The 26,696-nt window shown below is 69.6% G+C and carries 23 protein-coding genes and 1 tRNA gene; 17 read left to right on the forward strand and 7 right to left on the reverse strand.

What is annotated here, in order from left to right; all coding sequences use genetic code 11:
* The first annotated feature begins 32 nt into the window (after positions 1-32).
* The 13 genes from CKCBHOJB_RS11210 to CKCBHOJB_RS11270 all read left to right on the forward strand — a co-directional run bounded on the left by CKCBHOJB_RS11210 (position 33) and on the right by CKCBHOJB_RS11270 (position 17,357).
* Complete coding sequence (locus tag CKCBHOJB_RS11210; RefSeq protein WP_281048753.1) at positions 33-1,379, forward strand: pilus assembly protein TadG-related protein; 1,347 nt, start codon at positions 33-35, stop codon at positions 1,377-1,379.
* Between the two features lie 178 nt (positions 1,380-1,557).
* Positions 1,558-2,493 carry a hypothetical protein gene (locus CKCBHOJB_RS11215; protein ID WP_281048754.1) on the forward strand — a complete coding sequence of 312 codons (936 nt, stop codon included), beginning with the start codon at positions 1,558-1,560 and terminating at the stop codon, positions 2,491-2,493.
* Complete coding sequence (locus CKCBHOJB_RS11220) at positions 2,474-3,241, forward strand: hypothetical protein (RefSeq protein ID WP_281048755.1); 768 nt, start codon at positions 2,474-2,476, stop codon at positions 3,239-3,241. The genes CKCBHOJB_RS11215 and CKCBHOJB_RS11220 overlap by 20 nt, the downstream gene beginning before the upstream one ends.
* On the forward strand, positions 3,238-3,903 hold the full coding sequence (locus CKCBHOJB_RS11225; RefSeq protein ID WP_281048756.1) for a hypothetical protein: 666 nt from the start codon (positions 3,238-3,240) through the stop codon (positions 3,901-3,903). The genes CKCBHOJB_RS11220 and CKCBHOJB_RS11225 overlap by 4 nt, the downstream gene beginning before the upstream one ends.
* Positions 3,900-4,085: a hypothetical protein gene (locus CKCBHOJB_RS11230; RefSeq protein ID WP_281048757.1), complete on the forward strand. Its 186-nt coding sequence runs from the start codon at positions 3,900-3,902 to the stop codon at positions 4,083-4,085. Before CKCBHOJB_RS11225 ends, CKCBHOJB_RS11230 begins: the two co-directional genes overlap by 4 nt.
* Positions 4,082-4,933, forward strand: a complete 852-nt coding sequence (cpaB, locus tag CKCBHOJB_RS11235; RefSeq protein ID WP_281048758.1) for a Flp pilus assembly protein CpaB — start codon at positions 4,082-4,084, stop codon at positions 4,931-4,933. Before CKCBHOJB_RS11230 ends, cpaB begins: the two co-directional genes overlap by 4 nt.
* Before the next feature lie 91 nt (positions 4,934-5,024).
* Complete coding sequence (locus CKCBHOJB_RS11240; RefSeq protein ID WP_281048759.1) at positions 5,025-6,410, forward strand: pilus assembly protein N-terminal domain-containing protein; 1,386 nt, start codon at positions 5,025-5,027, stop codon at positions 6,408-6,410.
* Positions 6,411-6,440: 30 nt separating this feature from the next.
* Positions 6,441-8,159 carry an ATPase, T2SS/T4P/T4SS family gene (locus tag CKCBHOJB_RS11245; RefSeq protein WP_281048760.1) on the forward strand — a complete coding sequence of 573 codons (1,719 nt, stop codon included), beginning with the start codon at positions 6,441-6,443 and terminating at the stop codon, positions 8,157-8,159.
* Entirely contained in the window at positions 8,156-9,004 is an 849-nt protein-coding gene (locus CKCBHOJB_RS11250) for a type II secretion system F family protein (RefSeq protein ID WP_281048761.1), read from the forward strand. Before CKCBHOJB_RS11245 ends, CKCBHOJB_RS11250 begins: the two co-directional genes overlap by 4 nt.
* Positions 9,001-9,915 (forward strand): type II secretion system F family protein, encoded by a 915-nt coding sequence (locus tag CKCBHOJB_RS11255; protein ID WP_281048762.1) that lies wholly within the window; start codon positions 9,001-9,003, stop codon positions 9,913-9,915. Before CKCBHOJB_RS11250 ends, CKCBHOJB_RS11255 begins: the two co-directional genes overlap by 4 nt.
* A 29-nt stretch (positions 9,916-9,944) precedes the next feature.
* The gene (locus CKCBHOJB_RS11260; RefSeq protein WP_281048763.1) at positions 9,945-11,366 is read left to right on the forward strand and encodes a DUF192 domain-containing protein; all 1,422 of its coding nucleotides are present in this window, start codon (positions 9,945-9,947) and stop codon (positions 11,364-11,366) included.
* Positions 11,367-11,415: 49 nt separating this feature from the next.
* The gene (locus CKCBHOJB_RS11265) at positions 11,416-16,632 is read left to right on the forward strand and encodes an RHS repeat-associated core domain-containing protein (protein WP_281048764.1); all 5,217 of its coding nucleotides are present in this window, start codon (positions 11,416-11,418) and stop codon (positions 16,630-16,632) included.
* A gap of 11 nt (positions 16,633-16,643) precedes the next feature.
* Entirely contained in the window at positions 16,644-17,357 is a 714-nt protein-coding gene (locus tag CKCBHOJB_RS11270) for a hypothetical protein (RefSeq protein WP_281048765.1), read from the forward strand.
* Between the two features lie 115 nt (positions 17,358-17,472).
* On the opposite strand, the gene CKCBHOJB_RS11275 is transcribed toward CKCBHOJB_RS11270, so the two are convergent.
* The 5 genes from CKCBHOJB_RS11275 to CKCBHOJB_RS11295 are packed head-to-tail and all read right to left on the reverse strand — an operon-like array spanning position 17,473 to position 22,250.
* Positions 17,473-17,793 (reverse strand): DnaJ family domain-containing protein, encoded by a 321-nt coding sequence (locus CKCBHOJB_RS11275; RefSeq protein WP_281048766.1) that lies wholly within the window; start codon positions 17,791-17,793, stop codon positions 17,473-17,475.
* A 14-nt stretch (positions 17,794-17,807) separates the two neighbouring features.
* On the reverse strand, positions 17,808-18,671 hold the full coding sequence (locus CKCBHOJB_RS11280) for a DUF364 domain-containing protein (RefSeq protein ID WP_281048767.1): 864 nt from the start codon (positions 18,669-18,671) through the stop codon (positions 17,808-17,810).
* Positions 18,668-20,296: a VWA domain-containing protein gene (locus tag CKCBHOJB_RS11285; RefSeq protein WP_281048768.1), complete on the reverse strand. Its 1,629-nt coding sequence runs from the start codon at positions 20,294-20,296 to the stop codon at positions 18,668-18,670. The genes CKCBHOJB_RS11280 and CKCBHOJB_RS11285 overlap by 4 nt, the downstream gene beginning before the upstream one ends.
* 9 nt (positions 20,297-20,305) lie before the next feature.
* Entirely contained in the window at positions 20,306-21,850 is a 1,545-nt protein-coding gene (locus CKCBHOJB_RS11290) for an AAA family ATPase (protein WP_281048769.1), read from the reverse strand.
* A gap of 13 nt (positions 21,851-21,863) precedes the next feature.
* Entirely contained in the window at positions 21,864-22,250 is a 387-nt protein-coding gene (locus tag CKCBHOJB_RS11295) for a DUF2237 domain-containing protein (RefSeq protein ID WP_281048770.1), read from the reverse strand.
* A gap of 204 nt (positions 22,251-22,454) precedes the next feature.
* Between CKCBHOJB_RS11295 and CKCBHOJB_RS11300 the strand changes: the two genes are divergently transcribed.
* From CKCBHOJB_RS11300 to CKCBHOJB_RS11315, 4 genes are all read left to right on the forward strand, one after another.
* On the forward strand, positions 22,455-23,075 hold the full coding sequence (locus tag CKCBHOJB_RS11300; RefSeq protein WP_281048771.1) for a response regulator: 621 nt from the start codon (positions 22,455-22,457) through the stop codon (positions 23,073-23,075).
* A 16-nt stretch (positions 23,076-23,091) separates the two neighbouring features.
* Positions 23,092-23,475, forward strand: a complete 384-nt coding sequence (locus CKCBHOJB_RS11305) for a response regulator (protein ID WP_281048772.1) — start codon at positions 23,092-23,094, stop codon at positions 23,473-23,475.
* A gap of 24 nt (positions 23,476-23,499) precedes the next feature.
* Positions 23,500-23,901: an Hpt domain-containing protein gene (locus CKCBHOJB_RS11310; RefSeq protein ID WP_281048773.1), complete on the forward strand. Its 402-nt coding sequence runs from the start codon at positions 23,500-23,502 to the stop codon at positions 23,899-23,901.
* Between the two features lie 47 nt (positions 23,902-23,948).
* Positions 23,949-24,039: transfer RNA gene (locus CKCBHOJB_RS11315), tRNA-Ser, on the forward strand.
* 337 nt (positions 24,040-24,376) lie between these two features.
* Here CKCBHOJB_RS11315 and CKCBHOJB_RS11320 read toward each other — a convergent pair.
* Positions 24,377-24,985, reverse strand: a complete 609-nt coding sequence (locus CKCBHOJB_RS11320; protein WP_281048774.1) for a TetR/AcrR family transcriptional regulator — start codon at positions 24,983-24,985, stop codon at positions 24,377-24,379.
* Positions 24,986-25,021: 36 nt separating this feature from the next.
* Positions 25,022-26,659, reverse strand: a complete 1,638-nt coding sequence (locus tag CKCBHOJB_RS11325; RefSeq protein WP_281051679.1) for an electron transfer flavoprotein-ubiquinone oxidoreductase — start codon at positions 26,657-26,659, stop codon at positions 25,022-25,024.
* Between the last annotated feature and the right edge of the window lie 37 nt (positions 26,660-26,696).

Here is a 26,696-nt window from a genome sequence, read left to right on the forward strand (position 1 = left end):
ACGGCTAAGCAGACCGGGTTGCGATCACGGCGATGAGCACGAACGACTTGATCCGACAGGGCGGGCAGGTCCTGCCGCTGGCTGCGGTCCTGCTCGTCGCGGTGGCCGCGACCCTGCTCTACATGTTCAACAGCGGGCAGCTGGTGCAGGAGAAGCTGCGCCTGACCAACACCGCCGACGCGGTCGCCTACAGCGCCGGCGTGTTCGAGGCGCGGATGCTGAACTACGACGCCTACACCAACCGCGCGATCGTCGCCAACCAGATCGCAATCGGGCAGGCCGTGGGGCTTGCGTCGTGGGCGAAATACATGGGCACCGCGGCCGGCAACATCGGACCCTATCTCTACCTGATCCCCGGCGTCGGTCCCGCCCTGCAGACCGCGATGAGTCACGTCGAATCGGTCATGGACGTCCTCACACCGGCGCTGGCGGCGACCATCCCGCTTCATGACGCGGCGATCCAGGCGCTCGCGCTGTCGCAGCAGGCCATGCACGGCCCCGGCGACGCGGTGGCACTGGCCAACCGTCTCGCGCTGATGCAGCGCATCGCGCAGGAGAACGATCCGCACGCCGTGGTCGATCCCATCCCGCTCAGCGACGACTTCGTGGGCTTCACCCGCGACCATGCCTCACGCGAGGAGCGCCGCCGCATGGGCCGCATCGTCAACGCGAGCCGCGACGCCTTCCTCCAGAGCCGCAACTGGGACTTCGGCCTGGTCGTGCTGTGCACCGGCATCGAACTGCGCAAACGGGGCGGCACCGAGCTGATCGACCTCGTCGACGGCTGGAAATCGATGGACACCCTGTCGGCGCATCACCACCGCATCCGCCGCTTGCGTTGCCGGCGCAGCGAGAACCCGCTCGGCTACGGCAGCGCCTTCTCGGACGACGGCCTGGCCGACGGCGCCTACAGCTACTCGGGCTCGCGCACCAGCAATCCACGCGCCAGCCGGCGCGCCGACTCGTCCGCCGGGACCGCCAGCGGTTTCGAGCCCGCCCCCCACAGCCTGGGCGGCGGCGCCATTCCGAGCTTCAGGGAGCTCTCGACGGATGCGCTTGCCGCACCCGACCCCGTCGCCGGCCTGAGCATCCGGGTCACCAAGGACGCCACGGACCTGCGCTTCTCGGGCGGCGCGAGCGTGGTCCGGCCCACGGGACGGCTGCAGCTCTTCGAGGGTGCGCTGCCGGGCCGGCAGGCGGCCGCGATCTCGCGCGTCGAGGTGTTCTTCGAGCGCCCGGACGGCGGCAACGGCCTGCATCCGGGCAAAGCCGAACTGGGCAGCCTGTTCAACCCCTACTGGCAGGCACGCCTGGCTCCCGTCAGCGCCACGGAGCGGGCCCAGGCACAGCTTCGCCAGGGCAGCGCACAACTTCCCTGACTGGACAGCGGACTTCGTGATGTCACGCATAGACCATTCAAACGCCATGTTCCGCGGCCGCGACTGCCTTCGAAGCGCGGCCGCGCACACCGGACGCCCGCCGAAACCTTGCGGCCTCGGCCTCGCCTGCACTGCGTCCTCGTCCGCCCGCCGATGGCGGTCCATCGGCGGCGCGCTCATGTCCGCCGGGCTTGTTCTCGCATCCCACTGCGCCGCATCCGAGACCATCGACGGCGGCTACGAGATCCGTCGCCAGGGATCGTCACCTCACGCGCGGCAGATCGCGGCGATGCAGCGCGACGCCGCCGAGGCCCAGTGCAGGCGGGCCGGCGAACTGTGCGCGATGATCGGCTCGACCCAGGGCGAGGCCAGGGGTGCAGAATGTCTCGCCCGCATGCGCCCCGGGCCGTTCGAACTCGTCGGCAGGCTCGACACCGTGGGCGACTACGAAGTGACCGAGTATCACCACCCCGGCCTGCACAAATCCTCGATCACCAAGCGTATTGCCGAGCTGGTCCCGGTCTCGGCCTGCCGGCTGGAGATCCTGCAGCGCGAGACCACGACCCTCATCCATTACGGCCCGCAGCGGCGCACGCTGCTCACCCGCGTCATCGACCCCCGGCGCGGCGCACAGCCCTGGTTCAGCCAGACCTTGCCGAAGCTGGACGCAGGATCGATCGCACTGGTTCGCCAGGCGCTAGCCCTCGACTCCCTTGCGCCGCTTGGATCACAGGCCGGCGGCACATCGGTCGCCGGCACGCCGGGCCCGGACGATGCCCGCATCGCGGGCCGGGACTGCCGCTGGATGGGCACCCCGCCCCCGATGCGGGGCCGGGTCTGCCTGCTCCGCCAGGGGATCGGCATGCCGATCAACGAGAGCCTCGGCGCGGAGATCAGCGGCCCCGGGGAGGAAGGCCCCGTGGTCCTGCTCCGCGAGCAGGTGGTGCGCTTCCGCGGGCCGGTGGAGCTTCCTGCCCGCGCCTTCGAGCCGGACGACATCGTCGCCAGGCCCGGACACCCGCCCGATGCCACCGGCGTTCGCTGCGCGCGCACGACAGCCCCTGCCGGCATCGACCCATGCACGGAGCTTGCCGATGAGCCTGTCGATGACTGAACAGCGCAGATGCGTGCACGAGGTCCGCGGCCAGTCCACGGTGGAGTTCCTGGTCCTGGCGCTGGTGCTCAGCCCGCTTTTCCTGATCGTGCCCCTGCTGGGCAAGCAGCTCGACATCGCGCAGACGGCGACCGCCGCCAGTCGCTACCTGGCTTTCGAGGGCATGGTGCATCACGGCGCCAGCCCGCTGGGCTGGAAGTCCGACGCGCTTCTCGCCGCCGAGGTCCGGCGCCGCTTCTTCGGCAACAGCGATGCGCCGATCAAGACCGGCGACGTCGCCGGCGACTTCGCCGCTCACCGCAACCCGCTCTGGCATGACCACCGCGGACGAGCCCTGCTGCCCGTCTTCGCCACCCATGTCGGCGCCACCAGCCGCAGGGAAACGATCGCCCAGCCGTTCGGCGCGATCTTCGCGTCGAGGATGGACCTGGATGAGCGCAACCTGCATACCGGCACGGTCCGCGTCGATCTCGCCAGGATCGAGGACCTGCCGCCCTTCGACACGCTCGACCTGTCCATCGAGCGTCGCACGACCGTACTCCTCGACACCTGGGCCGCCTCGGGTCCGGACGCCGTTCGTCACGCCATACGCGCTGACGGATCGAACCCGCTGGGCCATTTCCCCTACCGCCCGCTGCAGCTGCTGGTCGCGCCCCTGAAGCCCTTCGTTGCCGTGCTCGAAGGCGCCAGTCCGCCCGAGATCGGGCGGGTCGATCCCGACATCGTCCCGGAAGACCGAATCCGATGAGGCGTCGTCTCCCCTTCCTGCTGATGCTGATCCCGGCGAGCGTCATGGCCGATCCCTGGCCAACGGTCGAGCACCCCGGCGGCGCGCGCGTCGAACGCCTCGGCCAGCACGTGCGTCTCAACGGCATCCCGATGCGCATGACGCGGGCGCTGTCCGCGGCCCCCGCGGACGAGATCGTCGCCCATTACCGCAGCGCCCTGGGCGCGCCGGTCGCACATTCGCGCGTGGGCGCCACCGAGGTGCTCGCCCAGTGGCGTGGCGAGCACTTCATCACGGTCACGATCGCACCGCTGGCCGGCGGCGCGAGCGAAGCGCTGCTCTCCATCACCGACCTGCGGGGCGCCCGCGAGGCCGCAGCGAGGCCGACCGGATTCGTGCTGCCCGGCGGCTCCGAACTGCTCTCCGACATGGAATCCATCGACGGCCCGGTGAGCGCCCGCCAGCTGGTTCTCGTGAATGCGCATGAGCTGCACGCCAACCTCGGATCGTTCTCGGCGAGTCTCGCCGGCCGCGGCCTGCGCCCGGTCGGCCGGCCGCAGGCGGTGTCCGACGACGCGCTGGTACAGGGCTTCGAAGGCCCGAGCGGCGAGGCCAGGCTCGTCCTCGTGCGCCGCGACGGCACGACCAGCGCCGTCCTCACCCTGCTCTCACGAAACCCATGACGCCGCCCGCCCGAATCCTTGAACGCGGACAGGCGCTCGCCGAATACCTCGTCGCGCTGCTCGTGCTGACGATGCTCCTCGGCATCGCCGCCGCCGGCGACGACTCCGTGGTCGACACCCTGCTCGCCGCAATCCGCTCCGCCTTCGATCGCCAGAGTGCCTTCATCTCGCTGCCGCTATGACCACACCGCAGACACCGCCAAGAACCCGCAAGAACTGGATCGTGCTCGGCGTCGCGCTCGCGCTGGGCGCACTCGCCGCCTTTACGGCGAGCAACTACCTGTCCGAACGGATGGCTGAGATCGAGGCGCGCGCGACCGACGTCGACACCGTGCAGGTCGTCGTCGCCAAATCCGATCTCGCCAGCGGGACGCGGATCACGCCCGACACGGTGGCGGTGCGCGCGATTCCCCGCGCCTGGGCGCACTCGAGCGCGATCACGCCCGACCAGTACAGTCGCGCCGAGAGCATGGCCCTGGCCTATCCCGCCACCGCCGGCGAGCCGCTGCTGTGGACGCAGCTCGAGGGGCGGCGCGCACCGACCTTCTCCGCACGCCTCGACGCCGGCCAGCGCGCGGTCACGGTGCCGGTGGACGAGATCAGCTCGCTCTCCGGCATGGTCGAGCCGGGAGACCGCATCGACGTCGTCGTGTCGGTACGCAATGAAACCCGCAGCTTCACCTTCACTCTGCTCCAGGCCGTGCCGGTGCTCGCGACCGGCAGCCGGGTCGAGCTCGGCGAACGCGACCCGGAAGGCCGGCCCCGCGGCTACACCACCATCACGCTCGACACCTCGCCCGAGGACGCCAAGCGCGTCATCGCCGCGCGCGAGATCGGCCGCGTCACCGCCCTGCTCAGGGCGCCCGGCGACCTCGCGCCGGTCTCGGCCGCCATCACCGACGCCCGCAAGCTGCTCGGCCTTCCCGCGGACGACGGCCGGGGCATCAGCACCGTCCCGGTGATCTATGGCGGCGGCCCGATCACCAGCGGGCTGCACTTGCGGCCGCGCCCGGAGGACGCCCCGGACTGATCCGGCACGACCCGCTTCCGCCCTTGCTGTCCCTGGCTACCGACCGTCTTCGCCCGTCCATTTCACGCCCCCAAGCCCCCCGACCACGCCGATGCGCCTACTCGCCACTGCCCTCCTCCACCTCTTCGCGCTGTGCTACCCGCTGGCCGCCCTCGCCGCCGAGATGCCGGAACTGACGATGTTCCTGGGCGAGACCCGCGTCATCGGCGAGCCCAACGCCGGCCGCCTCGCGGTCGGCAACGGCAAGGTCCTGTCCGCCGCGGTGCTCGACGACCGCGAGATCCTCCTCATCGCCAACGAGGTCGGCGTCTCGTCGCTGCACATCTGGAACGCCACCGGCCGCAACCGCCGGCTCAAGGTCACCGTGGTCCCGGCCGACACCGCGCGCGTCAACCGCGAGATCGCCGCCTTCCTCGCCGCCATCCCCAACGCTCGCAGCTCGGTGATCGGCGACAAGGTGGTGGTCGAGGGCGACCGGCTGAGCAACCGCGACCAGGCCCGCATCGCCGAACTCGCCAAGCGCTATCCACAGATCATCGACTTCACCAACCCCATCGGCTGGGAAAAGATGATCGTGATGGACGTCCACATCGTCGAGTTCCCGATCAACATGCTGCGCGAGGTCGGTCTGGCCTGGAACGCCACCGGCGGCGCCGCGATCGGCGGCGTGTGGATGCCCGGTCGCCGCGGCAACGCCCCGCTGCAGATCGACATCCGCACCGGCAGCGACAACGCCCCGCCCATCGTCAATCCGGACGGAAACGGCGGCCAGGTGCCACTGAGCTCCAGCCTCAACCTGCTGTCCGCGATCAACGCCGGCCTCAACGCCCAGTTGCGGCTGATGGAGCAGAACGGCTCGGCATCCATCCTCGCCCAGCCGGTGCTGTCGGCGCGCAACGGCGCCGAGGCGAGCTTCCTCGCCGGCGGCGAATTTCCCTACAGCGTCAGCAACATCAACGGCACCACGATCCAGTTCAAGCCCTACGGCATCCGCCTGCAGATCACCCCCACGGTCGACCACAACGGCGTGATCCGCGCCCGCATCATGAGCGAGGTCAGCGACCTCGACCTCTCGGTGATGGGCGACTCCGGCCCGGCACTGCGCACCCGCAAGACCGAGACCGAATTCAACGTCATGGACGGCGGCACCATCGTGCTGAGCGGCCTGCTGACCCGCGACGTCAATGCCGCGATCGACAAGGTGCCCTTCCTCGGCGACATCCCGGTGCTGGGCGCGCTGTTCCGCTCGCGCCGCTTCCAGAACAACGAGACCGAACTCGTCGTCTTCGTCACCCCGCGAGCGGTCGACAGGCACAGCGTCGACCAGGACGAAAGCATGCTCCGCGCCCGCCAGCGCCTGGACGGTGTTCCGCGTGCCACCGAGCCCGATCTGGCCGCCGTGCCGGGCCTGCCGGCACCGGTCGAGGACCGCGTCGTTCCCGGCCAGCCCACCGGGGCCGGCAGCGAAACCATGTGAATGAACGACTGATCGCGGAGTACCACAGCCATGTTCCAGGTCACCATCAGCCATCCCGAGAGCCCCACCCGCATAGAGGCGATCACCGACACCTCGGTGCTCATCGGCAAGGGACCCGACTGCCGCCTGCGCCTGCCGGGCTGGAAGATCGGGCGCGAGCACGCCCGCATCTACCGCACCAGGACAGGGCTTCACATCCAGGACCTGGGCCAGCTCTTCGGCACCAGCGTCAACGGCAACCGCCTGCAGCAGTACGGCCCGATCGCCCCGACCGACCAGATCACGGTGGGCCCGTTCACCCTGGTCATCGAGGATCGCCTGCAGGCGCAGGCCGAGGGCGAAGCGCTCGAGGCCCGCGCCGTGCCGCCGGGTGAGGCCACGCCCACGGCCCCGCCCGCCGCCGGCACCGCCTCTTCACGCGGCCCCCTCCTCTCACCCGGCGCCTCACCCATCCCGGCATCGCCCACACCCCAGCAGTTCTGGCGCAAGCGCATCCACGAAGCCCTGCTCGACGCCATCGACCTGCGCCGGCGCGATCTGGTGCGCATGAGCGACGAGGAGTTGCGCGCCGAGACCGAAGCGCTGCTGATCGAACTCATCGACAAGGAAGCCGCGCTTCCGGAGAGCATCGATCGCGACACGCTGCGCCGCGAGGTGCTGAACGAGGCGGTCGGCCTCGGGCCGCTCGAAGCCCTGCTCGAAGACGACACGATCAGCGAGATCATGGTCAACCGCCATGACGAGATCTACGTCGAGCGCAACGGCCGCCTCGAACGGCACCCCGGCAGCTTCACCAGCGAGCGCGCGGTGCTCGGCGTCATCGAGCGCATCGTCACCCCGATCGGACGCCGCATCGACGAAGCGTCGCCGATGGTCGACGCGCGCCTGAAGGACGGCTCGCGGGTCAACGCCATCATCCCCCCGCTCGCCATCAAGGGGCCGGCGCTGAGCATCCGCAAGTTCGGCCGCAAGCTGTTTTCCGCCGCCGACCTCGTCGCCCTCGGCGCGATGAGCCCGCAGATGGCCGAGTTCATGCGCATCTGCGTGCTGCATCGCAAGAACATCCTGATCTCCGGCGGCACCGGCTCGGGCAAGACCACGCTGCTCAACGTGCTGTCGAACTTCATCCCCGATGGCGAACGCATCATCACCATCGAGGACGCGGCCGAGCTGCGGCTGGCGCACTCGCACCTGATCAGCCTGGAGACGCGCCCCGCCAACGCCGAGGGCCGGGGCCAGATCGCCATTCGCGACCTGGTCCGGAACGCCCTGCGCATGCGCCCCGACCGCATCGTCGTCGGCGAATGCCGCGGCGGCGAGGCGCTCGACATGCTGCAGGCGATGAACACCGGCCACGACGGCTCGCTCACCACGCTGCACGCCAACACCCCGCGCGACGCCCTGGCCCGCCTCGAAACCCTGGTGCTGATGGCGGGCATGGACCTGCCGTTGACGGCGATCCGCGACCAGATCGCCTCGGCCGTCGACATCGTCATCCAGCAGGCCCGGCTTCCGGACGGCCGGCGCGTCGTCACCGCGATCGTCGAAGTCGCCGGCACCGAATCCGGTCGCATCCAGATGCAGGAACTGTTCCGCCACGAACAGCTCGGTCGCGACGCCGACGGCCGCGTTCGGTCCCGCTTCACCGGCTGCGATGCCGTCCCCGCCTTCTACGAGGCGCTCGCCGAATCCGGCGTCCGCCTCGACCTGTCGCTGTTCGCCGCCCACGGCCAGGCGAGCGAGCCATGAACCTCACCCTCGTCCTCGTCGTCGTCGCCGTCACCATCGCGCTGCTGGTGTGGGCGCTGGCCGACATCGCCATCCGCCTGCTGCACGCCTGGCGCGACCGCTTCACGCGCGAGACCGGCTTCCACCTGCACGAGCTGTTCCTGTCCCTCGATCCGGCGCGCCTGTACACGCTGAACCTCGCGCTGACGCTGCTGATCGCCGGTGCGGCCTGGCTGCTCACCGCCAACTTCGTCGTCGCGCTGGTTGTCGCCACCGGGCTGGCCCTCGCCCCGGGCGCGGTCCTCCGCCGCCTGCGCGCGCGCCGCTGCGAACGCATCGAGCAGCAACTGCCCGACGCCCTGCAGATGCTCGCCGGCACTGCGCGTGCAGGACTGTCCCTGCCGGCGGCGCTGCGCCAGGTCACCACCGAGCTCGCCCCACCGCTGGCACAGGAGCTGCTGCTGGTGCAGCACGAGCAGCGCCTGGGGGTGAGCCTGGACGACGCGCTCGAGAACCTCGCCCTGCGCGTGCCGGCGCAGCCGGTCAAGCTGATGGTGTCGGCCATGCGCATCGCCAACGAGACCGGCGGCGGCCTGGCCGAAACGCTCGAGCGCACCGCCACCACGCTGCGCAGCCAGCAGGCGATGGAACTCAAGATCCGCGCACTCACCGCGCAAGGCAAGCTCCAGGCCTGGGTCGTCGGGCTGCTGCCGATCTTCCTGCTGTGGGTGCTCAGCCGGATGGAGCCGGACGCGATGGCGATGCTGTGGACCACGCGGCTGGGCTGGGGCGTGCTCGCCGCCGTGCTGGTCATGGAATTCATCGGCGTGCTGCTGATCCGCCGCATCGTCGCCATCGACATATGAACGCCGACACCTCGCCCCCGCTCCTCGCGCTCGATCCGGGCGTGATCATCGCCGCCATCGCGCTCGCCGCCGGCCTGTCGGTCGCACTGCTCGGCTGGCTGATCTCGCGCGCGGCGGCCAGCGTCCCGCGCCAGGACCGCGTGTGGCTCGATCCCCCGCCGCTCGCCTACCGCATCGTGTGGTGGCCGGTGCACTGGCTGGCGCACTACCTGCGTGCCGTGTTGCCGGAACGCCAGCTGCAGGCCAGCCTCGTGCGCCTGCGTCTGGGGGGACTCGACTACGCGCTGGATCCGGCCCAGTTCCTCGCCGGACAACTGGTCTGGGCACTGCTGTGCGGCGCCTTCGGCGCGTGGCTGGCAAGCGCCTTCGCGCAACCGGTTCACTGGCCGCTGCTGGCCGGTTTCGCCAGCGGGTTCCTGCTGCCGCCGGTGTGGCTGCGCGACCGCATCGAGGTGCGTCGCCGCCACACCTTCAAGGCCCTGCCCTTCATGCTCGACCTGATCACCCTGTGCGTGGAATCTGGGCTGAACCTCAACAGCGCGCTCGCGCAGGCGGTGGCCAAGGGGCCGGCCAGCCCGCTCAGGGACGAGCTCGCCCGCCTGATGCGCGACGTGCGCGCGGGGCGTCCGCGCAGCGAAGCCCTGCGCGATCTCGCCGACCGGCTCGACATGGCCCCGGTGAGCAACTTCGTCTCCACCCTGATCCAGGCCGAGGCCACCGGCATGAGCCTCGGCCCCATCCTGCGCGCCCAAGCCGAGCAGCGCCGCACCGAGCGCTTCGCCGGCGCCGAGAAGCTCGCCATGCAGGCCCCGGTCAAGCTGCTGTTCCCCTTGCTGTTCTTCATCTTTCCGTGCGTGTTCGCGATCCTGATGTTCCCGATCGTGATGAAGTTCATGGCGGCGGGCGTATGAGCGCATGCCCTGCATCTGCCCGTGGTCCGGTGCGCCCTGCCCCCGTGGCGCCGGTCTCGCAGCAGCCTGACGCGCCTCCGCCGCTGGCCATACAACGCGCCGAACGCTGGTTCGACCGCCTGCGCGGCCTGCTCGGGTCGCCTCCGCCTGCGCCCGGCCACGCGCTGCTGATCGCCCCTTGCGCATCCGTCCACACCGCCTTCATGCGCTATCCGATCGACGTCGTCTTTCTCGACCGCCGGGGCCGAATCCTCGAGGTGATCGAGGCCCTGCCGCCATGGCGAATGGCGGCGTGCTGGCGGGCTCGCCAGACCCTGGAGCTGGCCGCGGGCGAGGCGCGACGGCTCGGGCTGGCACCTGGCACGTCTGTCGTCATCCCGGACTCGATCGCACACGGCGCGAGCACCGTGGGAGCGGTCAAGCCCGCCCCCACAAACGCTACGCCGGCATCGTCTGCCGCTGCCTGTGCATCCGCGCAGGCGCCTTCAGAAACCGAGACGGCAGCCCGCCGTGATCCGGCGCCTCGCGCACAACGCGGCGCCACCCTGGTCGAGTTCGTCGTCGCCGGGCCGCTGGCGCTGTTCATCCTGCTCGTGCTGATGCAGTACGCGCTGCTCTTCCACGCCAGGAGCCAGCTCAACTACGCCGCCTTCGAGGCCGCCCGCGCGGGCACGGTCGCCAACGCGCGACTGCCGGCGATCCGCGCCGCCTTCGACCGCGCCATGACCGGCTATCACGGCGGCGGCACGACCACGGCCGAACTCGCCGCCGCGCGCAGCCGCGCCCTCGCCGAGGCCCCCTTCGCCCGCATCGAGATCCTCTCGCCCACCCGGGAGAGCTTCGACGATTATCACAGCCCGGCACTGGCGGCGCGCATGGGACTGAGCGCGCGCGTGATTCCCAACACCAATCTCGCCCACCTCGACTGCCCCGTCGACCGCTCCGGCTGCGCACGCGACCCCGCCGGCAACGCCAGCGGACAGACACTGCAGGACGCCAACCTGCTCAAGTTGCGCATCACCTACGGCATCCCGGTGGCCAGGCAAATCCCGCTCGCCGGCCCCTTCATGGCCCGCGCGCTCGCCGTGCTCGACCCGAACGACGGCGACGCCTTCCGCGCCGGCCTGGTCGCCGCCGGACGCATCCCGGTGGTGACGCACACGGTCATGCGCATGCAGTCGCCTGCAATCGAGGCGGGCAACGCGTCGCTTCCGGGCCCCGGCAATGCCGGCACGCCCAGCGATCCTGGGCCGCCGCCCGAGGGTCCGGGCCTGCCCGCCTGCCCGCTGACCGATCCGGCCTGCACCGAGCCTCCCGCCCCCGTGCCCGAACCGGAGCCCCTCCCCGATGGCTGCAATCCGCTCACCGATCCCGCCTGCTCGTCCTATCCCTCCTGCCAGGCCCCGGCCGACTGGCTCAGCGGCATCCCCGACGCTGCTCCGCGCCGCTGAGCACAAGGGCCCTCTACCCATGACCTCGTCCCGGCAACCCATCCGCAGCATGCTGATCCGCGTCCTCCTTGGCCTGCTGCTCATGACCCCCGCAGCCGCGATCGCGCAGTTCTCGGCTGGCGGAGGGCAATCCCCGCCTCAATCCACGCTATCGCAAAGCGATTGCCTTGCCGGCGATGGCGGCGATCCGGGCGCAAACCCGTGCGCAGGCGCCGGACCGGCGAGCCAGGAGGACGACAGCGGTGTCGAGCACGGCGCGGGCAATCCGATCGACGTCCTCACCGGCAACAAGTACCAGCGCGAGACCGACCTTCCCGCCCTGCCCGGCGTGCTGGGCATCGAGATCGTGCGCCACTACAACAGCGCACAGGCGGGTACCGACGCGCCGCTCGGCCTGCTCGGGCGCGGCTGGCGGCTGTCCTACGAGACGGATCTGTACGCACTCGAGCACGAGCTGCACATCGTGCAGGCGGATGGCCGACGCCACGTCTTCACCCGGGACCCCAAGGCGCAGGACCGCTACACGAGTGCCGACCCGGCGCGCGGCTGGGTCACGAGCACGGCCTCCGCATCCCTTGAAGGACGGATGCGCTACCGGTGGACCTGGCCTGACGGACGCACGCTCGACTTCGATGCGCGCGGAAAACTCGTGCAGATCCGGGTACCCAGCGGCGAATTCCTCAGCCTCACGCGCGGCCCGCGTGGCGAGCTGATGAAGGTCACCGACCCGCAGGGGCGCAGCCTCAGCTTCGAGTACGCGCCCCGCGACCGCGCAGGTTTCCGCGGTGTCGTCGCGATCACCAGTCCGCTCGGGCGTTTCAGCTATGCGCACCAGAACGACCACGGCCGACCCGGATTGAGCAACCTCGTCGGCGTCACGCATCCGGACGGAGGCCTGCGGCGCTACCACTATGGCGCCGACGACGGCGAAGGGGCGCCGGCCTGGCCCCACCACCTCACCGGTGTCAGCCTGGTCGACGCAGCGCCGGACGGTCGGCCAGAACACGCGCCGCAGCAAGAGCGCCTGTCGACCTACGCCTACGACCACCAGGGACGCGCCGTCATGAGTGTGCGCGGGGCGCCGCGGCGCGTGGACGGATCCGGCAAGACGCTACCCGGCACCGGCATCGAGCAGGTGGATCTGGACTTCCCGACCCCGGGCCGCACCGTGCTCACCAACGCCCTGGGCCAGCGCACCACCTACCGCCATGCCCTCGTCGGCGGCCAACCGCGCCTGCTGGAGATCATCGGTCCCGGCTGTGCCAGCTGCGGTGAAACCAGGCTGCGCTACGCCTACGACACGCTCGGCCGCACGATCGCGATCACCCGTCTCGACCTCGCCGCCAAGGCGCTCGCCACCACCACGATCGAACGCGACGCAGCCGGCCGCGTGCAGCGCGAGTCCCTCCGCCGCCATGCCGACGGCAAGCCCTCGCCGGTGCGCCAGATCGTTCGCTACGAGTACGCCGGCGATAGCCCGCGACCTGCGCTCGTCGCACGCCCAAGCGTCGTGCCCGGGCGCGAAGTTCAGCGCCGTTACACCTACAACGAGGCCGGGCAGCTCGCCCGCATCACCGAGACCGGCTTCAGCCCGCTCGACGCCTCGGGCGAGCCGATCGGGAGCGCCAGCGATGCCACCCCGATCGAACGCTCGACCACCTTCACCTACACCCGGATCAATGGGCGCTCGCTGCTGGCCGCGATCGATGGCCCGCTACCGAACGGGCCGCAGGCATCGCCGCTCGACTCCGACATCACGACCCTGGAATGGGACGGGCAAGGAAACCACCCGGTGGCGGTCACGCAGCCCGGCGGGCGGCGGAGCACGCTCGAGCACGCGACGGCAACCGGACTGCTGCAGGCGGTAACGAACCACGAGGGGTACGCGACCCGCTTTTCGTACGACCTGCACCAACGCGTCGTCACCGTGCGCAGCCACGGCCCGGGTGGGACAAGGCAGCAGGAACGGCAGATCCGCTACGACGCCCTGGGACGTCCGGTCGAGTCACTGGACCCGGCGCGTCCGGCGTCGAACTGGCTGCGTGCATGGGACGAGCGCGGTCGCCTGCTCTGGCACGCGAGCGCGCTGGGCGTCCTCGACCGCTTCTCCTACGACAACGAGGGGCGCCTGATCGAGCACGGCCGGCGCAGCGCCAGCTTCGACCGGACGCACTGGCGCCGTTACGATCATGAGGGCCGGGTCGAAGCCGTGCTGGACAACGCCGGGCGCGGCCGGCAATGGCATCGCGACACCCACGGACGGCTGCAGTACGCTGTCGATGCCGACGGACTCGTCCATCCCGGCCCTGCAGCCCTTGCGCCGCGGACCAGGAGTCAGCCGCTGCCCCCCGCGCCCCGGACGCTTCACGACGACTTCGGACGTGCCGTGTGGAAGCAGGACGCCGACCGCGGTGCCGAAGTGCGCGAATACAATGCCGGCGACCGGCTCATCGCGATGCAGGATGCGCGCGGCAACCGCGCCCGATACGAGTACGACGTCCGCGGGCGCATCCACCGCCAGTCGATCACCGACGCCCGCAGCGGTACCGTCGAGGAAACCCGCTGGCACTACACCGGCGACCGTCTGAGCGAGATCCTTCATCCCACCCAGCGCGAACGCTACGAATACGATGCGAACGGATTTCGCAGCGCACGCATCGTCACCCTGCCCACTGCACAGGGCGAGCTGACGACGGTCACCCGCTACGAACACGACGACTCGGGCCGGCTGATCGCAACCACGCTGCCCGACGGCAGCCGCCTGCGCTACGAGCGCAACGGCCAGGGCCAGGTCGTCGCGTTGAAACGCGAAACGGCGGGCACGCCCTGGCTGCCCTGGATGAGCTCCGATCGGCTCATCGCCGGCGAGTTCGAGCGCGACCTCGCCGGCCTGCGCGGCTACGTGAGCGGCAACGGCATCCAGACCCTGTTGCAGCGCAGTCCCGAAGGCGTGCTCGCGCGCATCGTGCATCGCCACCACCGCCCCGAAACCAGCCGATCCGCAAGTAGGTCACTGCTCGAACACCGCTACGTCTGGGACGGACGCGGCAACCTCCTGCACAGCCGCCAGCACGCAACTGGCGGTGGCGCCCAACCCGGCCTCACCAGCCACGCCTACGACCGTGGTAACCGCCTGCTCGCCTCCGTCCGGTGGCGGACGCGGAGCGACACCGTGGCCGAGCAGTCGGTGTGGCGCTTCGCCTACGATCCTGCCCAGCGCCGTGTTCTGGCGCAGCAGGATGTCGCTTCGCAGGATGAACTGCACGCCGGAACCCGGCGAGCCGCGTTCGAGCCCGGCTCCCACCGTCAGTCGCCCACGGCCGACCGCCTCGTTCGTCACGACGCCGGCGGCCAGCCCGAGCGGATCGGCGAGCGGGAATACACCTGGGACGCACGCGGCCGCCTCGTCGAGGTGCGCGTGCGCGGCGCGACGCTGGCCCGCTACGGCTACGACCACCGCGGCCTGCGCAACACCCGGCAAACAGCTGGCGGAACGATCCACACCATCTACGACGAGCACCGCCAGCCTCTGGCCGAACTCGACACGAACGGACGCATCCTGCGCCAGTACATCTGGCTGGCCGACCTGCCGCTGGCCGTCATCGACACCCCGCAGGGCATCGCCCCGGCCAAGGCCGATTCCACCCCCATGTCGGACTTCATGAACGAGATCGGAAAACTGCTGCGCGCGAGTTTCACCGAAGACGAAGCCATTGCCTGGCTGCACGCCAACCACCTCGGCGCCCCGGAGCTCGCCACCGGCGCGGACGGCCGGGTCCTGTGGCGGGCGACCTACGCCCCCTTCGGCGCCGCCAAGATCGAGAGCCAGGGATTCACGCTCAACCTGCGCCTGCCCGGCCAGCACTTCGACCCGGAGACCGGGCTGCACTACAACCGCGCGCGCTACTACGACCCCGAACTGGGCCAGTACCTCACTCCCGACCCCCTCGGCACGCCCGACGGGCCGAATCCTTACGCATACGTCGCATTCAACCCCCTGCGCTACGTCGATCCGGATGGGCTGGTGCTGTTCGCGTTCGATGGCACGGGGAACAGCGATGACCGCAACGATCCCGCGATGGCGGGCAGTGGCTTCAGCAACGTGGTTAACTTCCTGCGCGCCTACGAGGATGGAAATCGACGTTACGTGAGCGGGGTCGGCACGGTGCATCGCGACATCGAGTACGGCGACATCCGCCCCGAAGACTACGCGAGCCGCACCCTGCTGTGGTGGCTCACGCCCGGCGACCCGACCTACATCAACGACATGGGTGGCAACTATTCCGGGCCGGCACGCATCGCCCGCATGATGCTGTACCTGCGCGACGAAGCGGACCAGCTCGAAGACGACGAGGTCCTGGACATCGACATCATCGGCTTCAGCCGCGGCGGCGCGCAGGCGCGCGATTTCGCCAACCGCATCGTCGCGGATGCGGCGGACTACGAGGGCGCGACCTACTACAGCTACACGAAGAAGGACGGCACGCCCGGTTGCCAGCCGGTCAACTTCCGCTTCATGGGTCTGTTCGACACGGTGCTATCGACCAACATGAGCGGAACGGGCTACAGGCTCGGCATTCCGGACAACTTCACGTATGTCGCCCAGGCCATCGCACTCAATGAGCATCGATCCGACTCTTTGCAGGAGTTCGGGTATCGCAACCCGAAACCGCACAGCATGCACTGGGGCGGATTCCCGCTGGAGTCCATCGGCGCCAGCAGCGACGAACCGGGGCAGATCCGCGTCGAGAAGGGCTTCATCGGGGCGCACGCGGACATCGGCGGGGGCTATCCGGACGATGAGCAGGGACTTTCTCTCGTCGCGCTGAACTGGATGGTCGAGCAGGCACGCCTGGCGGGTGTAAGTATGAAAAGTATCGATCCGATCCCCGCCCACGAAGTGGTGCTGCACGACCAGAGCAACGTGATTCAGGCGGGCAATCCGCAGAATGTGGTCCCCCGCCAGATGACCCAGGGCGACCTGCCCTGGATCGACTATGTCTTTCCCGAGGACCGCAGCGTCAATGGCGCCATCGCCGGGGATCGTCAGCGCAACATGGGCTTCGACAACGGCAGCTTGACGCACGCCGACACCCACCAGTTCATCACCTGGCGAGCGCGCGATATCGACCAGCTCGGCACTGGCTCAACCCTCGACCCTCGCGAACTCGACAACGTCACCGGCACGGTCGACATGCGGCAATATGTGAAATGGTTGTGCGCGAACGCCTATTTCGACAAGAACGCTCCTCAATGTGCTTCGTGAGGCTCCACTGCATGAATCCGAGACTTCCATCGCCGTCCCGCCGTGCCCTGCTGGCACTGGGCGCCCTTGTCCTCGCCGGCTGCCGAACCGCACCGCCGCCGCCCGAGAAGCCGGTGACGCCGGAACAGGCCAGATACCTGGAGAGCCGCCAACGCATGCTGGAGCGATTCGGGCGGGCCGGCTTCGAACTGGTGGTCGATGCGATGCGGGGGCAGGAATTCCTGGGTGTCGAGTTCTTCCCCGAAAACGCCAAGTATGAGTTTTATGCCTCTAGCGTTCAGACCCTTAGAAATCAGACGAAGATGATGCTCTCCCAGCCCGTCCCCGAGCGCGTCCGCATCCTGTGGCGGGATTCTTCCGATCGGCGTTTCATCGAGGGCGTTGGCAGTCGCTACATTGGTCGAATCATCGGCGACGAAACCATCGAAGTCGGCTCCCGCATCCCGCAGGCGCTCATCGACGACCTCAAGCGCGACCCGCGCGGAAACCTGCGCCTGAAGTTCCGCATGAGCAATCAGGGCACGCTGTTCGGCTGGGACATCCAGAGGCGCCCAGGATACGATCCGCGCGAACGCGACCGTAAGGGACGGCCCCTCCATGTCAGCCCCGTCCATTCCTTTGCCGGCGGGGACTTTCGGGAGGCCGAGATCTCCAACGGCAAGGTCGTGCGCAAGGGCTGGTACATCGACAGGCGCACGGGACAGACAATCGAAACCGACTATTGAAACCCCGCTCGCGTGTCACCTGCGGCGCGAGGCGGCCCACGTCCCTCTTCGGGATTGTCGATGCCCCCGTATCCCCTCCTGCACCCCGACAAGCACGCAAGCGCATGGAGACCGATCAGCCCCGCGCCTGCCCCATCTCCTGCAGCTGGACGATCAGCATCGCCAGCCGCCGGCGCAGCTGGCGATGGCGTTCGCTGCCCGCCTCCTGCGCCGCGATCTCCGCCCGCAGCGCGGCGATCTCCTTGCGCAGCCCGATCTCCGGCGGGATGAATCCGGCGTTGCGCAGGATCTTGTTGACCATGCGCTGCTCGGGCGACACGAAGAGTTCGTCCTCGAACACCAGCGGCCGGCCGGCGCCGGGCAGGCCGACGAATTCGCCCCTGCGCTCGGCATCGAGGATGCGCTGCTCGGCGAGGATGTCGAAGATCGAGGCCACGGCCAGCGTGTCGCTCAGCGTCCGGCCGACAGGCCGGGCCAGTCGGCGGCGCTGAGTGCGAACTTGTAGGCGAAGGCACTCCACGACTCGCCGCGGCACAGGGCGTCGATGAAGCCGGCGCGGTCGGTGACCCAGCTTCCGCCAACCACGGTGACGCCGCGCGCGAACAACGGGTCGGGCAGGCAGCCGGCGCTGGGGCCGATCAGCACGATACGCTCGGCGCCGCGGCAGTGGGCGAGCATGCGGTCCACCGAGTGATTGAGCAGGATGGAGCTGGTGGAGAGCACCTTGTTGCAGCCTTCGAGTTCGCCGGCATCGAGCGTGACGCGATAGCCGTCGTAATGGCCGGCGTAGTCCGGATTGAGTTCGATCACCGTCAGGCGCGCGCCGGCGGCGGTGACCTGCTTCAGCAGGGGCGAGAACAGCCCGACCATGCCGACGTGGTCGCCCGCCCGCGGGTCGATGCCGCCGATGGAGTCGGTGGCGCGCGGCGGGGCGAAGCCCATGCGCTCCATGACCGTGCGCGACAACGCATTCGCGGCGGCGAAGCCGAGCGTGCGGCGCAGGTCGCGCACCTCGGTCTCCACCCGCCTCACGCCGCTGCCCGGGGGCGCGGCGGCGAACTCCCTCGCCAGCGCGAGCGCATCCATGCCGACGATGCCGCCGCGATCGGGCGCATCGATCAGTCGCTGCAGCGTGTCGTCGAGCAGCACGTAGGAGATCCCGAGCGCGCCGTCGTCGAGCTCCAGCGCGCAGAACTCGCCGTTCTTGGAGGCCGCGGCCGCGGCGGGCGGCAGATGCAGGGCGCGGACGCGGGGGACCGGGTGGCCGGCGGTGGCGCGTTCGAGCTCGGCGACGAGATCGGTGGCGAAACTCATGCGGGGTCTCCTCGGTGCAGCCCGGCGCGCACCGCGGCCGCGGCGGTCTCGGGACTGACGGTGCGGGCGCGGTTCTCGGGGTTGCGCAGCGCGCCAGGGAAATAACTGGCGGTCAGGCTCTGCGAATGCACCGGCGAGCCGCCGGCCTCCAGGCCTTCGCCGCGCACATGCCCGCCGGCGGCGGCAGGCGTTCCCTCAGGCGATGCTACTCCGGCGTAGCGCCGCCAGTCTCGCACCCAGTGGATATCGTCGGCCAGCTCCAGCAGGCCGATGGTCTCGCGGTCGCCGATCAGGATGCCCTGCACGCGCAGGCCCTGCTCGCGGCGCGCCGTCAGCAGGCGCTCGGCGAGCACCGGGGTGGCACCGAACTCGCCATCGGAGGCGATCAGCAGGTCCGCGAGCTGCCACTCGGCCACCTCCAGGCGGGCGATCGCGCTCTCCAGCGGCGCGCCGATGTCGGTGCCGCCGCCGAAGCCCTGGCCGAGGAAGCGCGCCAGCCGGCCGACGCCCTCGACGTCCACGCTCACCGCCATCTCCAGCACCTCGTCCGGCCCACCGAACGTGAACACGTGGCACGCCCGTCCCTGCGCATGCGCACTGCGCGCCGCCTCGAGCACGACCGCCTTCGCCACCGCCTCCGCGCCGCCGCGCATCGAGCCGGAAGTATCGACGCAGATCAGCATCGGCCCCATCTCCAGGCGCTTTGCCGATGCCGGGCGCGGACTCGGTCGGAGCACCGGCGCGCGCGCCTGGCGGGTCTCCTGCAGGTGGTCGTCGTCTTCGTAGGCGAGCAGCGTGCGCTCGGCATGACGGGCATGCCACACCAGGCGCAGTTGCGGATGGCCGAGCAGCATGGCCTCGGCGGGCAGCATGCGCGCGATCCGCCCCGATCGATGCACGCCACGCGTCTCGCCCGGCATGTCGGGGACGCGCAGGCGGCGGGCGCACGGGGATTGCAATTCGGCCGCCTCGATCACCGTGTTCAGGGGCTGGCTGGATGCGTCGTCGACGTCGGTCTGGCGCGCGCGGCCGAGGCCACGGATGATGCGGGCGAGTTCGGGCAGGCGCTCGATCAGGCGGCGGATGCGCACCAGCTCGCGCCATTCGCTGCTGCGCAGCAGGCCGCGCAGGGCGTCCCAGCGCGTATTCTTGAGCAGGTCGCCGAGATCGCCGAAGGCGCCGATCAGCTCGTCCAGCTCGCCGCAGCGCTCGGCCCAGTCGGCGGCGAAGGCCTCGACCGCCATGGCGTCGGCCTCGGCCTCGCCAGCCCCACGGTCGCGGTAGTCGACGATCAGGTCGAGGTGGAAGAGCAGGCCCTGCAGCACGGTGTCGGCCAGTTCGTCGCGATGCGCGCAATAGTCGGCCAGCTTCAGGCGGGCGAGGACTTCACGCACCCCCACCTGCAGCGCGGACGCCGGCCAGGCGGGTGCCGGCTCCGGCAGCGCTCCCCGTAGCAGCGCGTCCCGCCACGCCGCCAGCGCCGCGAGCCGCGACGCCAGCTCGCCGCCGGCGTGGGTCATGCCGCCCAGCCACAGGCTGCGGGGCAGGCGGTCGAGCGCCGCCAGCGGCGCCTCCTGCGCCTCGAACAGGCGGGGCGTGACGGCACGGACGGCGGGCGCGCTCACGGCCGGCGCTCAATCCGGAAAGGGTTCGTGCTCGACCGCCGGCGGCCGGGCGCCGTCCGCATCCAGCCGCGGCAGCGCCTCGAAGCCGGCCCGGGCGTCACCGGCGCGCCGGTCCAGCGCGGCCAGTGCGGCTGCGACGCCGGCCAGATTCGCCTGCGCGGCGGTCACGAAGCCCGGATCGGCCCACAGCGCCTGCGCCGACCATTCAGCCAGCGACTCGCACCGCGCCGCCAGTTCGTCGCTGCAGGCCGCCAGGCGCTGCAGCAAGGCGTCGATCTGCTCCACGCGCGCGGCGATGTGCAAACTGCCGTAGCGGCGCCTGCGGGAGTAGGTCATGCGCAGCGCGGCGGAGCCGCCCTTGGCGTCGCCGATCGCCCCCGCCAGCGCACCGGCCTGTCCGGCTGTCCCCGGCTCGCCCAGGGCTTCTGCCGCCTGGGCCGCCGCATCGAGCGCGGAAAAGCGCAGGCGTCCGGCCTCGTCGTAATCGAGATCGTTGGCCTCGCGCTCGGCCTTCAACTGCGCCTCGAAAGCCTCCACCACCCGTGTCAGCCGCGGCGGCGAAAAGGCCTCGCGGATGCCCAGCCGGATCGTCAGCCAGTCGGCGACCGCCTGCTGCAGCGCCGGATCGGCAGCGATGCAGGGCGGCACCAGGCCCAGATCCCACTCTTCCACCGCCGCCCTGCCCTCGCTCGCCGCCGCCACCCGCAGCAGGTGGCCGATCTTGACCCAGCGCCGGTCCGATACGTAGTGCCGTTCCGCCGCCAGCCAGGTGCGCAGCTCGGCAAGTCGCGCGCGCACCTCGTCCGGCAGCGCGATCTGCTGTGCGGCGGCGGTCAGCGCGGCACGCTCGGCAGCGCCGAGCTGTAGCCCGCCGAGCCGTGCGTGGCCGCTCGGACTGCCGCCATCGCCCGGAGCAGGCCGGACATCGAACTCACCCGAGGCGCCGAGATTCATCGCTCCCGCGTCGAGGCGCCCGGCCCCTTGCGCGCCATCCCGCCCCGCCTGCGCCAGCAGGGCACGGAAGCCGTCCGCGCTCACCGGTCCCACCGTCAGACGCAGCAGGAAGCGGTCGAAGAAGGCCTCCGCCACCTCGTCCTCGGGCACCTGGTTGGTGGCCCCGATCACGCTGATCAGCGGACAGTGCACCCGGCCCGCGCCGTTGTCGAACTCGCGCTCGTTGAGCAGGGTCAGGAGGGCGTTGAGGATCGCGCTGTTGGCCTTGAACACCTCGTCGATGAAGGCGACCTCGGCGTCGGGCAGAAAACCGGCCACATGGCGCTCGTAGCGGTCCTCCTCCAGCGCGCGGATCGACAGCGGGCCGAACAGCTCTTCCGGGACGGTGAAGCGGGTGAGCAGGCGCTCGAAGTAGCGCGCCTCGCGAAACGCCAGGTGGATGCGGCGCGCCAGCGCGCTCTTGGCGGTGCCGGGCGGTCCGATCAGCAGCGTGTGTTCGCCGGCGAGCGCGGCCAGCAGGCTCAGGCGCAGCACCTGACGGCGCTCCACCAGGCCGGCTTCGAGGGACTCCAGCAGGCGGGCCAGGCGGGCGCGATCCATCCCCGCTCTCCGCTCAGGCGCGCGGACCGTGCGTGGCGCCGTAGGCGTGGGCCTTCAGCGTGTCGAGATCGACGATACGCAAGGCGGCTTCGTGGGTGGCCTCCAGCACCACCGGCGGCGCCACGCCCGCCTCCAGCGCCTCCTTCCAGCGCAGCGCACACAGGCACCAGCGATCGCCCGGCTGCAGTCCGGCGAAACGGAATTCGGGGCGCGGCGTGGACAGATCGTTGCCCACGGTGCGCGAGAACGCCAGGAAGTCCGCCGTCACCCGCACGCAGACGATGTGCCGGCCGAGGTCGTCGGGTCCGGTCTCGCAGCATCCGGTGCGGTAGAAACCGGTCAATGGCGAGTAGCTGCAGGCGAGCAGTGCGCCGCCCAGCACGTTCTTCGATCCGTTCATGCCCACGCTTCCCACTTCGATGTAGTTGATGGCCGCCCGCACATCGGCGCACGCGCGCGCCTCGTGCTGATACCGAGCGCACATTGTAGCGCCAGGCTCCATTGCCGGCCGCCGCCGCCTTCTGCACCGCGGGAGCTTCTTGCAGTGCACCGAAGGGCCGTTGTTTCTGCTATTTTTCTTTCTTTTAGTCGAATCGCAACACCCATGGCCGACAAGTCCGACTCAACCCGTGAGTTCATCAGCACGGCACAGGCCGCCAGACAGCTCGGTCTGTCTCTCGGCGCCGTACAGCAGATGGTCGAGTGCGGGACCCTGGCAGGCTGGAAGACGGCCGGCGGACACCGCCGGATCCGCCAGGACTCGGTGGATGCGCTGCTCGCCAAGGCCCGCGCACCGGGGCTGCAGGCGCGCAGCACCAGCGCGGGCAGCAAGCTGCGGGTGCTGGTCGTCGAGGACGATCGCCTGCTGCAGGGCATCTATCGCGAGACGTTCGCCAACTGGGAAGCGCCGCTGGACGTGCACGTCATCGGCCACGGCCTCGATGCGATGGTCGAGATCGGTCGCGAGCCGCCCGACCTGCTGATCGTCGACCTGCGCATTCCCGGCATCGACGGCTTCGAGATGATCCGCCGCCTGCGCGAGAACCCGCTGTGCGCCGACGTCGCCATCGTCGTGGTGTCCGCCCTGACCGCCAAGGAGATCGCAGCGGCAGGAGGCTTGCCGCCTGACGTCACGGTATATCGCAAGCCGATCCCGTTCCAGGAACTCCGCGGCTACGTCCAGTCCCTGATCGCGCTGCGCCGGCGGCAGCGCAACGCGGGCTGAGCGGGCCGGGAACGACATGAACAAGCTTGCGTTCATCATCGACGACAGCGCGGTCAACATCGCCGTCGGCCGCCTGCTGCTGCAGCGTCTCGGGTGGAAAGTGGAGGAGTTCTCGAGCGCGGCGGCGATGCTCGAGCGCCTCGGCGAGGTCACCCCGGCCTTCATGCTGCTCGACATCTCCATGCCCGACATGAGTGGCATGGAAGCCTGTCGGCGCATCCGCAGCAACCCGGCGTGGAAGGACATCCGCGTCATCGCCTACACCGCCCACGCCCACGATGACGAACGCCAGCGCTACCTTTCCGCGGGCTTCGACGAAATCATCACCAAGCCGGTGACCGTCGGATCGCTGACCGCCGCCGTCGGCGAGGCCAGCGCCAGATCGCCATCGCAGCCCTGAAGCGGAAGTCCGACGAGCGTGTCCGTGCCCGAGCAGCCGAAGGCCCATTTCGACCCGGCCGCCCTGTGCGCCGACCTGTGCGGCAGCATGTCCGCCGTGGTCAAGGTGCTGGAGACCTTCGAACCCTGGCTCGAGGACATGCGCGCCCGGCTGAACACCGCGGTCGGCGCGCGTGACATGCCCCAGGTCTCCGCACTCGCCCACGCCCTGCGCGGCAGCCTCGCCCAGCTGCGGTCGCAAGCGGCGGTCGAACGCGTGCACGCACTCGAGGCGCTGTGCAAGACCGAGCCGGGAATCCTGCTGCCCGCCGATCATCCGGACCTGCTGGCCCTCGACCTGGAACTCGACGCGCTTGCCGCCGAGGTCGCGCAATTCCTCACCGCCGCCCGCTCCGCGGCGCAGGCGGGACCACACGATCCGGCATAAAACACTTTCAACGCCCGAACCTTGCCGCTATAATGTGCGGCTTCGTCGGACAGGTGGATGAGTGGTTTAAGTCGCACGCCTGGAAAGCGTGTTTGGGATAATATCCCAACGCGGGTTCGAATCCCGCCCTGTCCGCCAGAACACCTTAAAAAGCCCTGCAAATCATAAACTTGCGGGGTTTTTTCTTTTTCCCGAACGTCATCGTCGGCAGGCAGTCACGCGCTCAAAAAAGAGGGACGGGACACATTCAGTGTCCCCGAGTCGTCCCGCGTTTGTCCCCCTTCGCTCCTCTATTGGTGTCCCCAAATTGTCCCGTGGAGCGTCATCGCGCGCCCTTCCGGGAGTGACCCGTCGTCCGGCCCCCTCCCGCCCCCCTCAGCAAGATCCACCACGCCCCCGACCTACTTCGGTGAGCGCGCTCTACGCACAGAAACCTCAAAGCGAGCAACGGAGCGCTCACGATGGGGGCCGGGACTCAGATCCTGTTTGCGTAAAGCGTTGCCTCGATGATGCGGACGATCCGGCTGGTCAAAGCCTCCGAATCGAGCCCCGGATTGGTGATGCTGCGAAGAAGGACGCCTCCGAACAACGCCGAGAAGAGCTCCACGATCCCTTCGATGATGGACTCATCGTCGATGTAGCCTGATCGCGACCGGATCTCACGTATGGCTGCGGCAAGCCCCTTCCGCCCGACAGCATCCGCCTCTCTCACGATCTGCGCGACTTTCGGATTCCGCCCGGCCTCCGCAACGATCTCGACCTTCAACGCCGCCGCATAGGGGTCAAGTTGTTTCGTGATGGCTTCGGCAACGTGCGCTCGCAGTCCACATCGGGTATTGGCAACCTCACGAAGAATCTCGGTCAGTGCAAGCCGATGCTCGAGATCCTGCGCAACGATGGCCCCGATGATTGCATCCTTGTTCTCGAAGTAATGGTAGATGTGCCCCGGACTCATGCCGGCGGCTTTCGAGATCTGCGAGATGCTGGCACCGTGAAATCCGTGTTCGCAGAAGCAACGCGCTGCGGCCGCCAGGATCTGCAGGCGACGCGCATCGCCACGCTTGCAGTCAATGAGCTGTTCCATCGGAATGTAGTCCTCCTGGCGACCGGGCGCGAAGCCCTACATCCCCTGGTAGATCGGTCCTTCGCCGCCCTGCGGCACGACCCAGTTGATGTTCTGGGTCGGGTCCTTGATGTCGCAGGTCTTGCAGTGCACGCAGTTCTGCGCGTTGATCTGCAGGCGCGGGCCGGCCTCGGCCTGAACGATCTCGTACACCCCGGCCGGGCAGTAGCGCTGCTCGGGGGCGTCGTATTTCGCCAGGTTGATCGCGATCGGCACCGAGGCGTCTTTCAACTGCAGGTGGCAGGGCTGTTCTTCCTCGTGGTTGGTGTTCGACAGGAACACCGACGACAGCCGATCGAAGGTGAGCACGCCGTCGGGCTTGGGGTAGGCGATCTTCGCGCACGCGGCCGCCGGCTTGAGCTTGTCGTGGTCGGCCGTGTTGTGCAGGGTCCACGGCACCTTGCCCTTGAACAGCACCTGGTCGATGCCGAACAGCAGCGAACCCAGGACCAGGCCTTTCTTCATGTAGGGCTTGAAGTTGCGCGTCTTGTGCAGCTCGGCGTGCAGCCAGGAGCACTGGAAGGCAGCGGGATAGGCCTCGAGCGCGTCGCGCTGGCGGTCCTGGGCCAAGGCCTCGAAGGCGGCCTCGGCGGCGAGCATGCCGGACTTGATCGCGGCGTGGCTGCCCTTGATGCGCGCTGCGTTCAGGAAACCGGCGTCGTCGCCGATCAGCCCGCCGCCCGGGAACACCAGCTTGGGCAGGCTCTGCAGGCCGCCGGCGGCAATCGCGCGCGCGCCGTACTGCAGGCGCTTGCCGCCTTCCAGGTACTTGCGGATCTCGGGGTGGGTCTTCCAGCGCTGCATCTCCTCGAACGGCGACAGGTGCGGGTTCTCGTAGTTGAGCCCGACCACGAAGCCGAGCGCGACCAGGTTGTCCTCGAGGTGGTAGAGGAAGCCGCCGCCATAGGTGCGGTTGTCCATCGGCCAGCCGGCGGTGTGCACGACCAGGCCGGGGCGATGCATCTCGGGCTTGACCTCCCACAGCTCCTTGATGCCGATGCCGTAGGTCTGGGGGTCGACGCCGTCGCGTAGGTTGAACCTCGCCTCGAGCTGCTTGCCGAGGTGGCCGCGGCAGCCCTCGGCGAACAGCGTGTACTTGGCGTGCAGCTCCATGCCGAGCTGGTGATGCGGACCGGGGGTGCCGTCTCGGTTCAGACCCATGTCGCCGGTGGCCACGCCCTTCACCGCGCCGGCCTCGTCATAGAGGATCTCGGCGCCGGCGAAGCCCGGATAGACCTCGACGCCGGCGACTTCGGCCTGCTCGCCAAGCCACTTCACGACGTTGCCCAGGCGGACGATGTAGTTGCCGTGGTTCACGAGGCAGTCGGGCAGCAGGCCGTTGGGGGCCTGGCGGGCGCCGGTCTCGGACAGGAACAGCACCTTGTCCTCGGTGACTTCGGTGTTGAGCGGCGCGCCCTGTTCCTTCCAGTTCGGGATCAGCTCGGTGAGCGCCTTGGGGTCCATCACCGCGCCCGACAGGATGTGGGCGCCGATCTCGGCCGCCTTCTCGATCAGGCACACCGAGATCTCCTGGCCCTTCCCGGCGGCCAGCTGCTTCAGGCGGATCGCGGCCGACAGCCCCGCGGGGCCGCCGCCGACGATCAGCACGTCGAATTCCATCGACTCGCGTTCGATGCTCATGAAAACGAAACTCCCGTATCGAAAAAAGCCG

It is taken from the genome of Thauera sp. GDN1 (assembly GCF_029223545.1).
Classification (GTDB): Bacteria; Pseudomonadota; Gammaproteobacteria; order Burkholderiales; family Rhodocyclaceae; genus Thauera.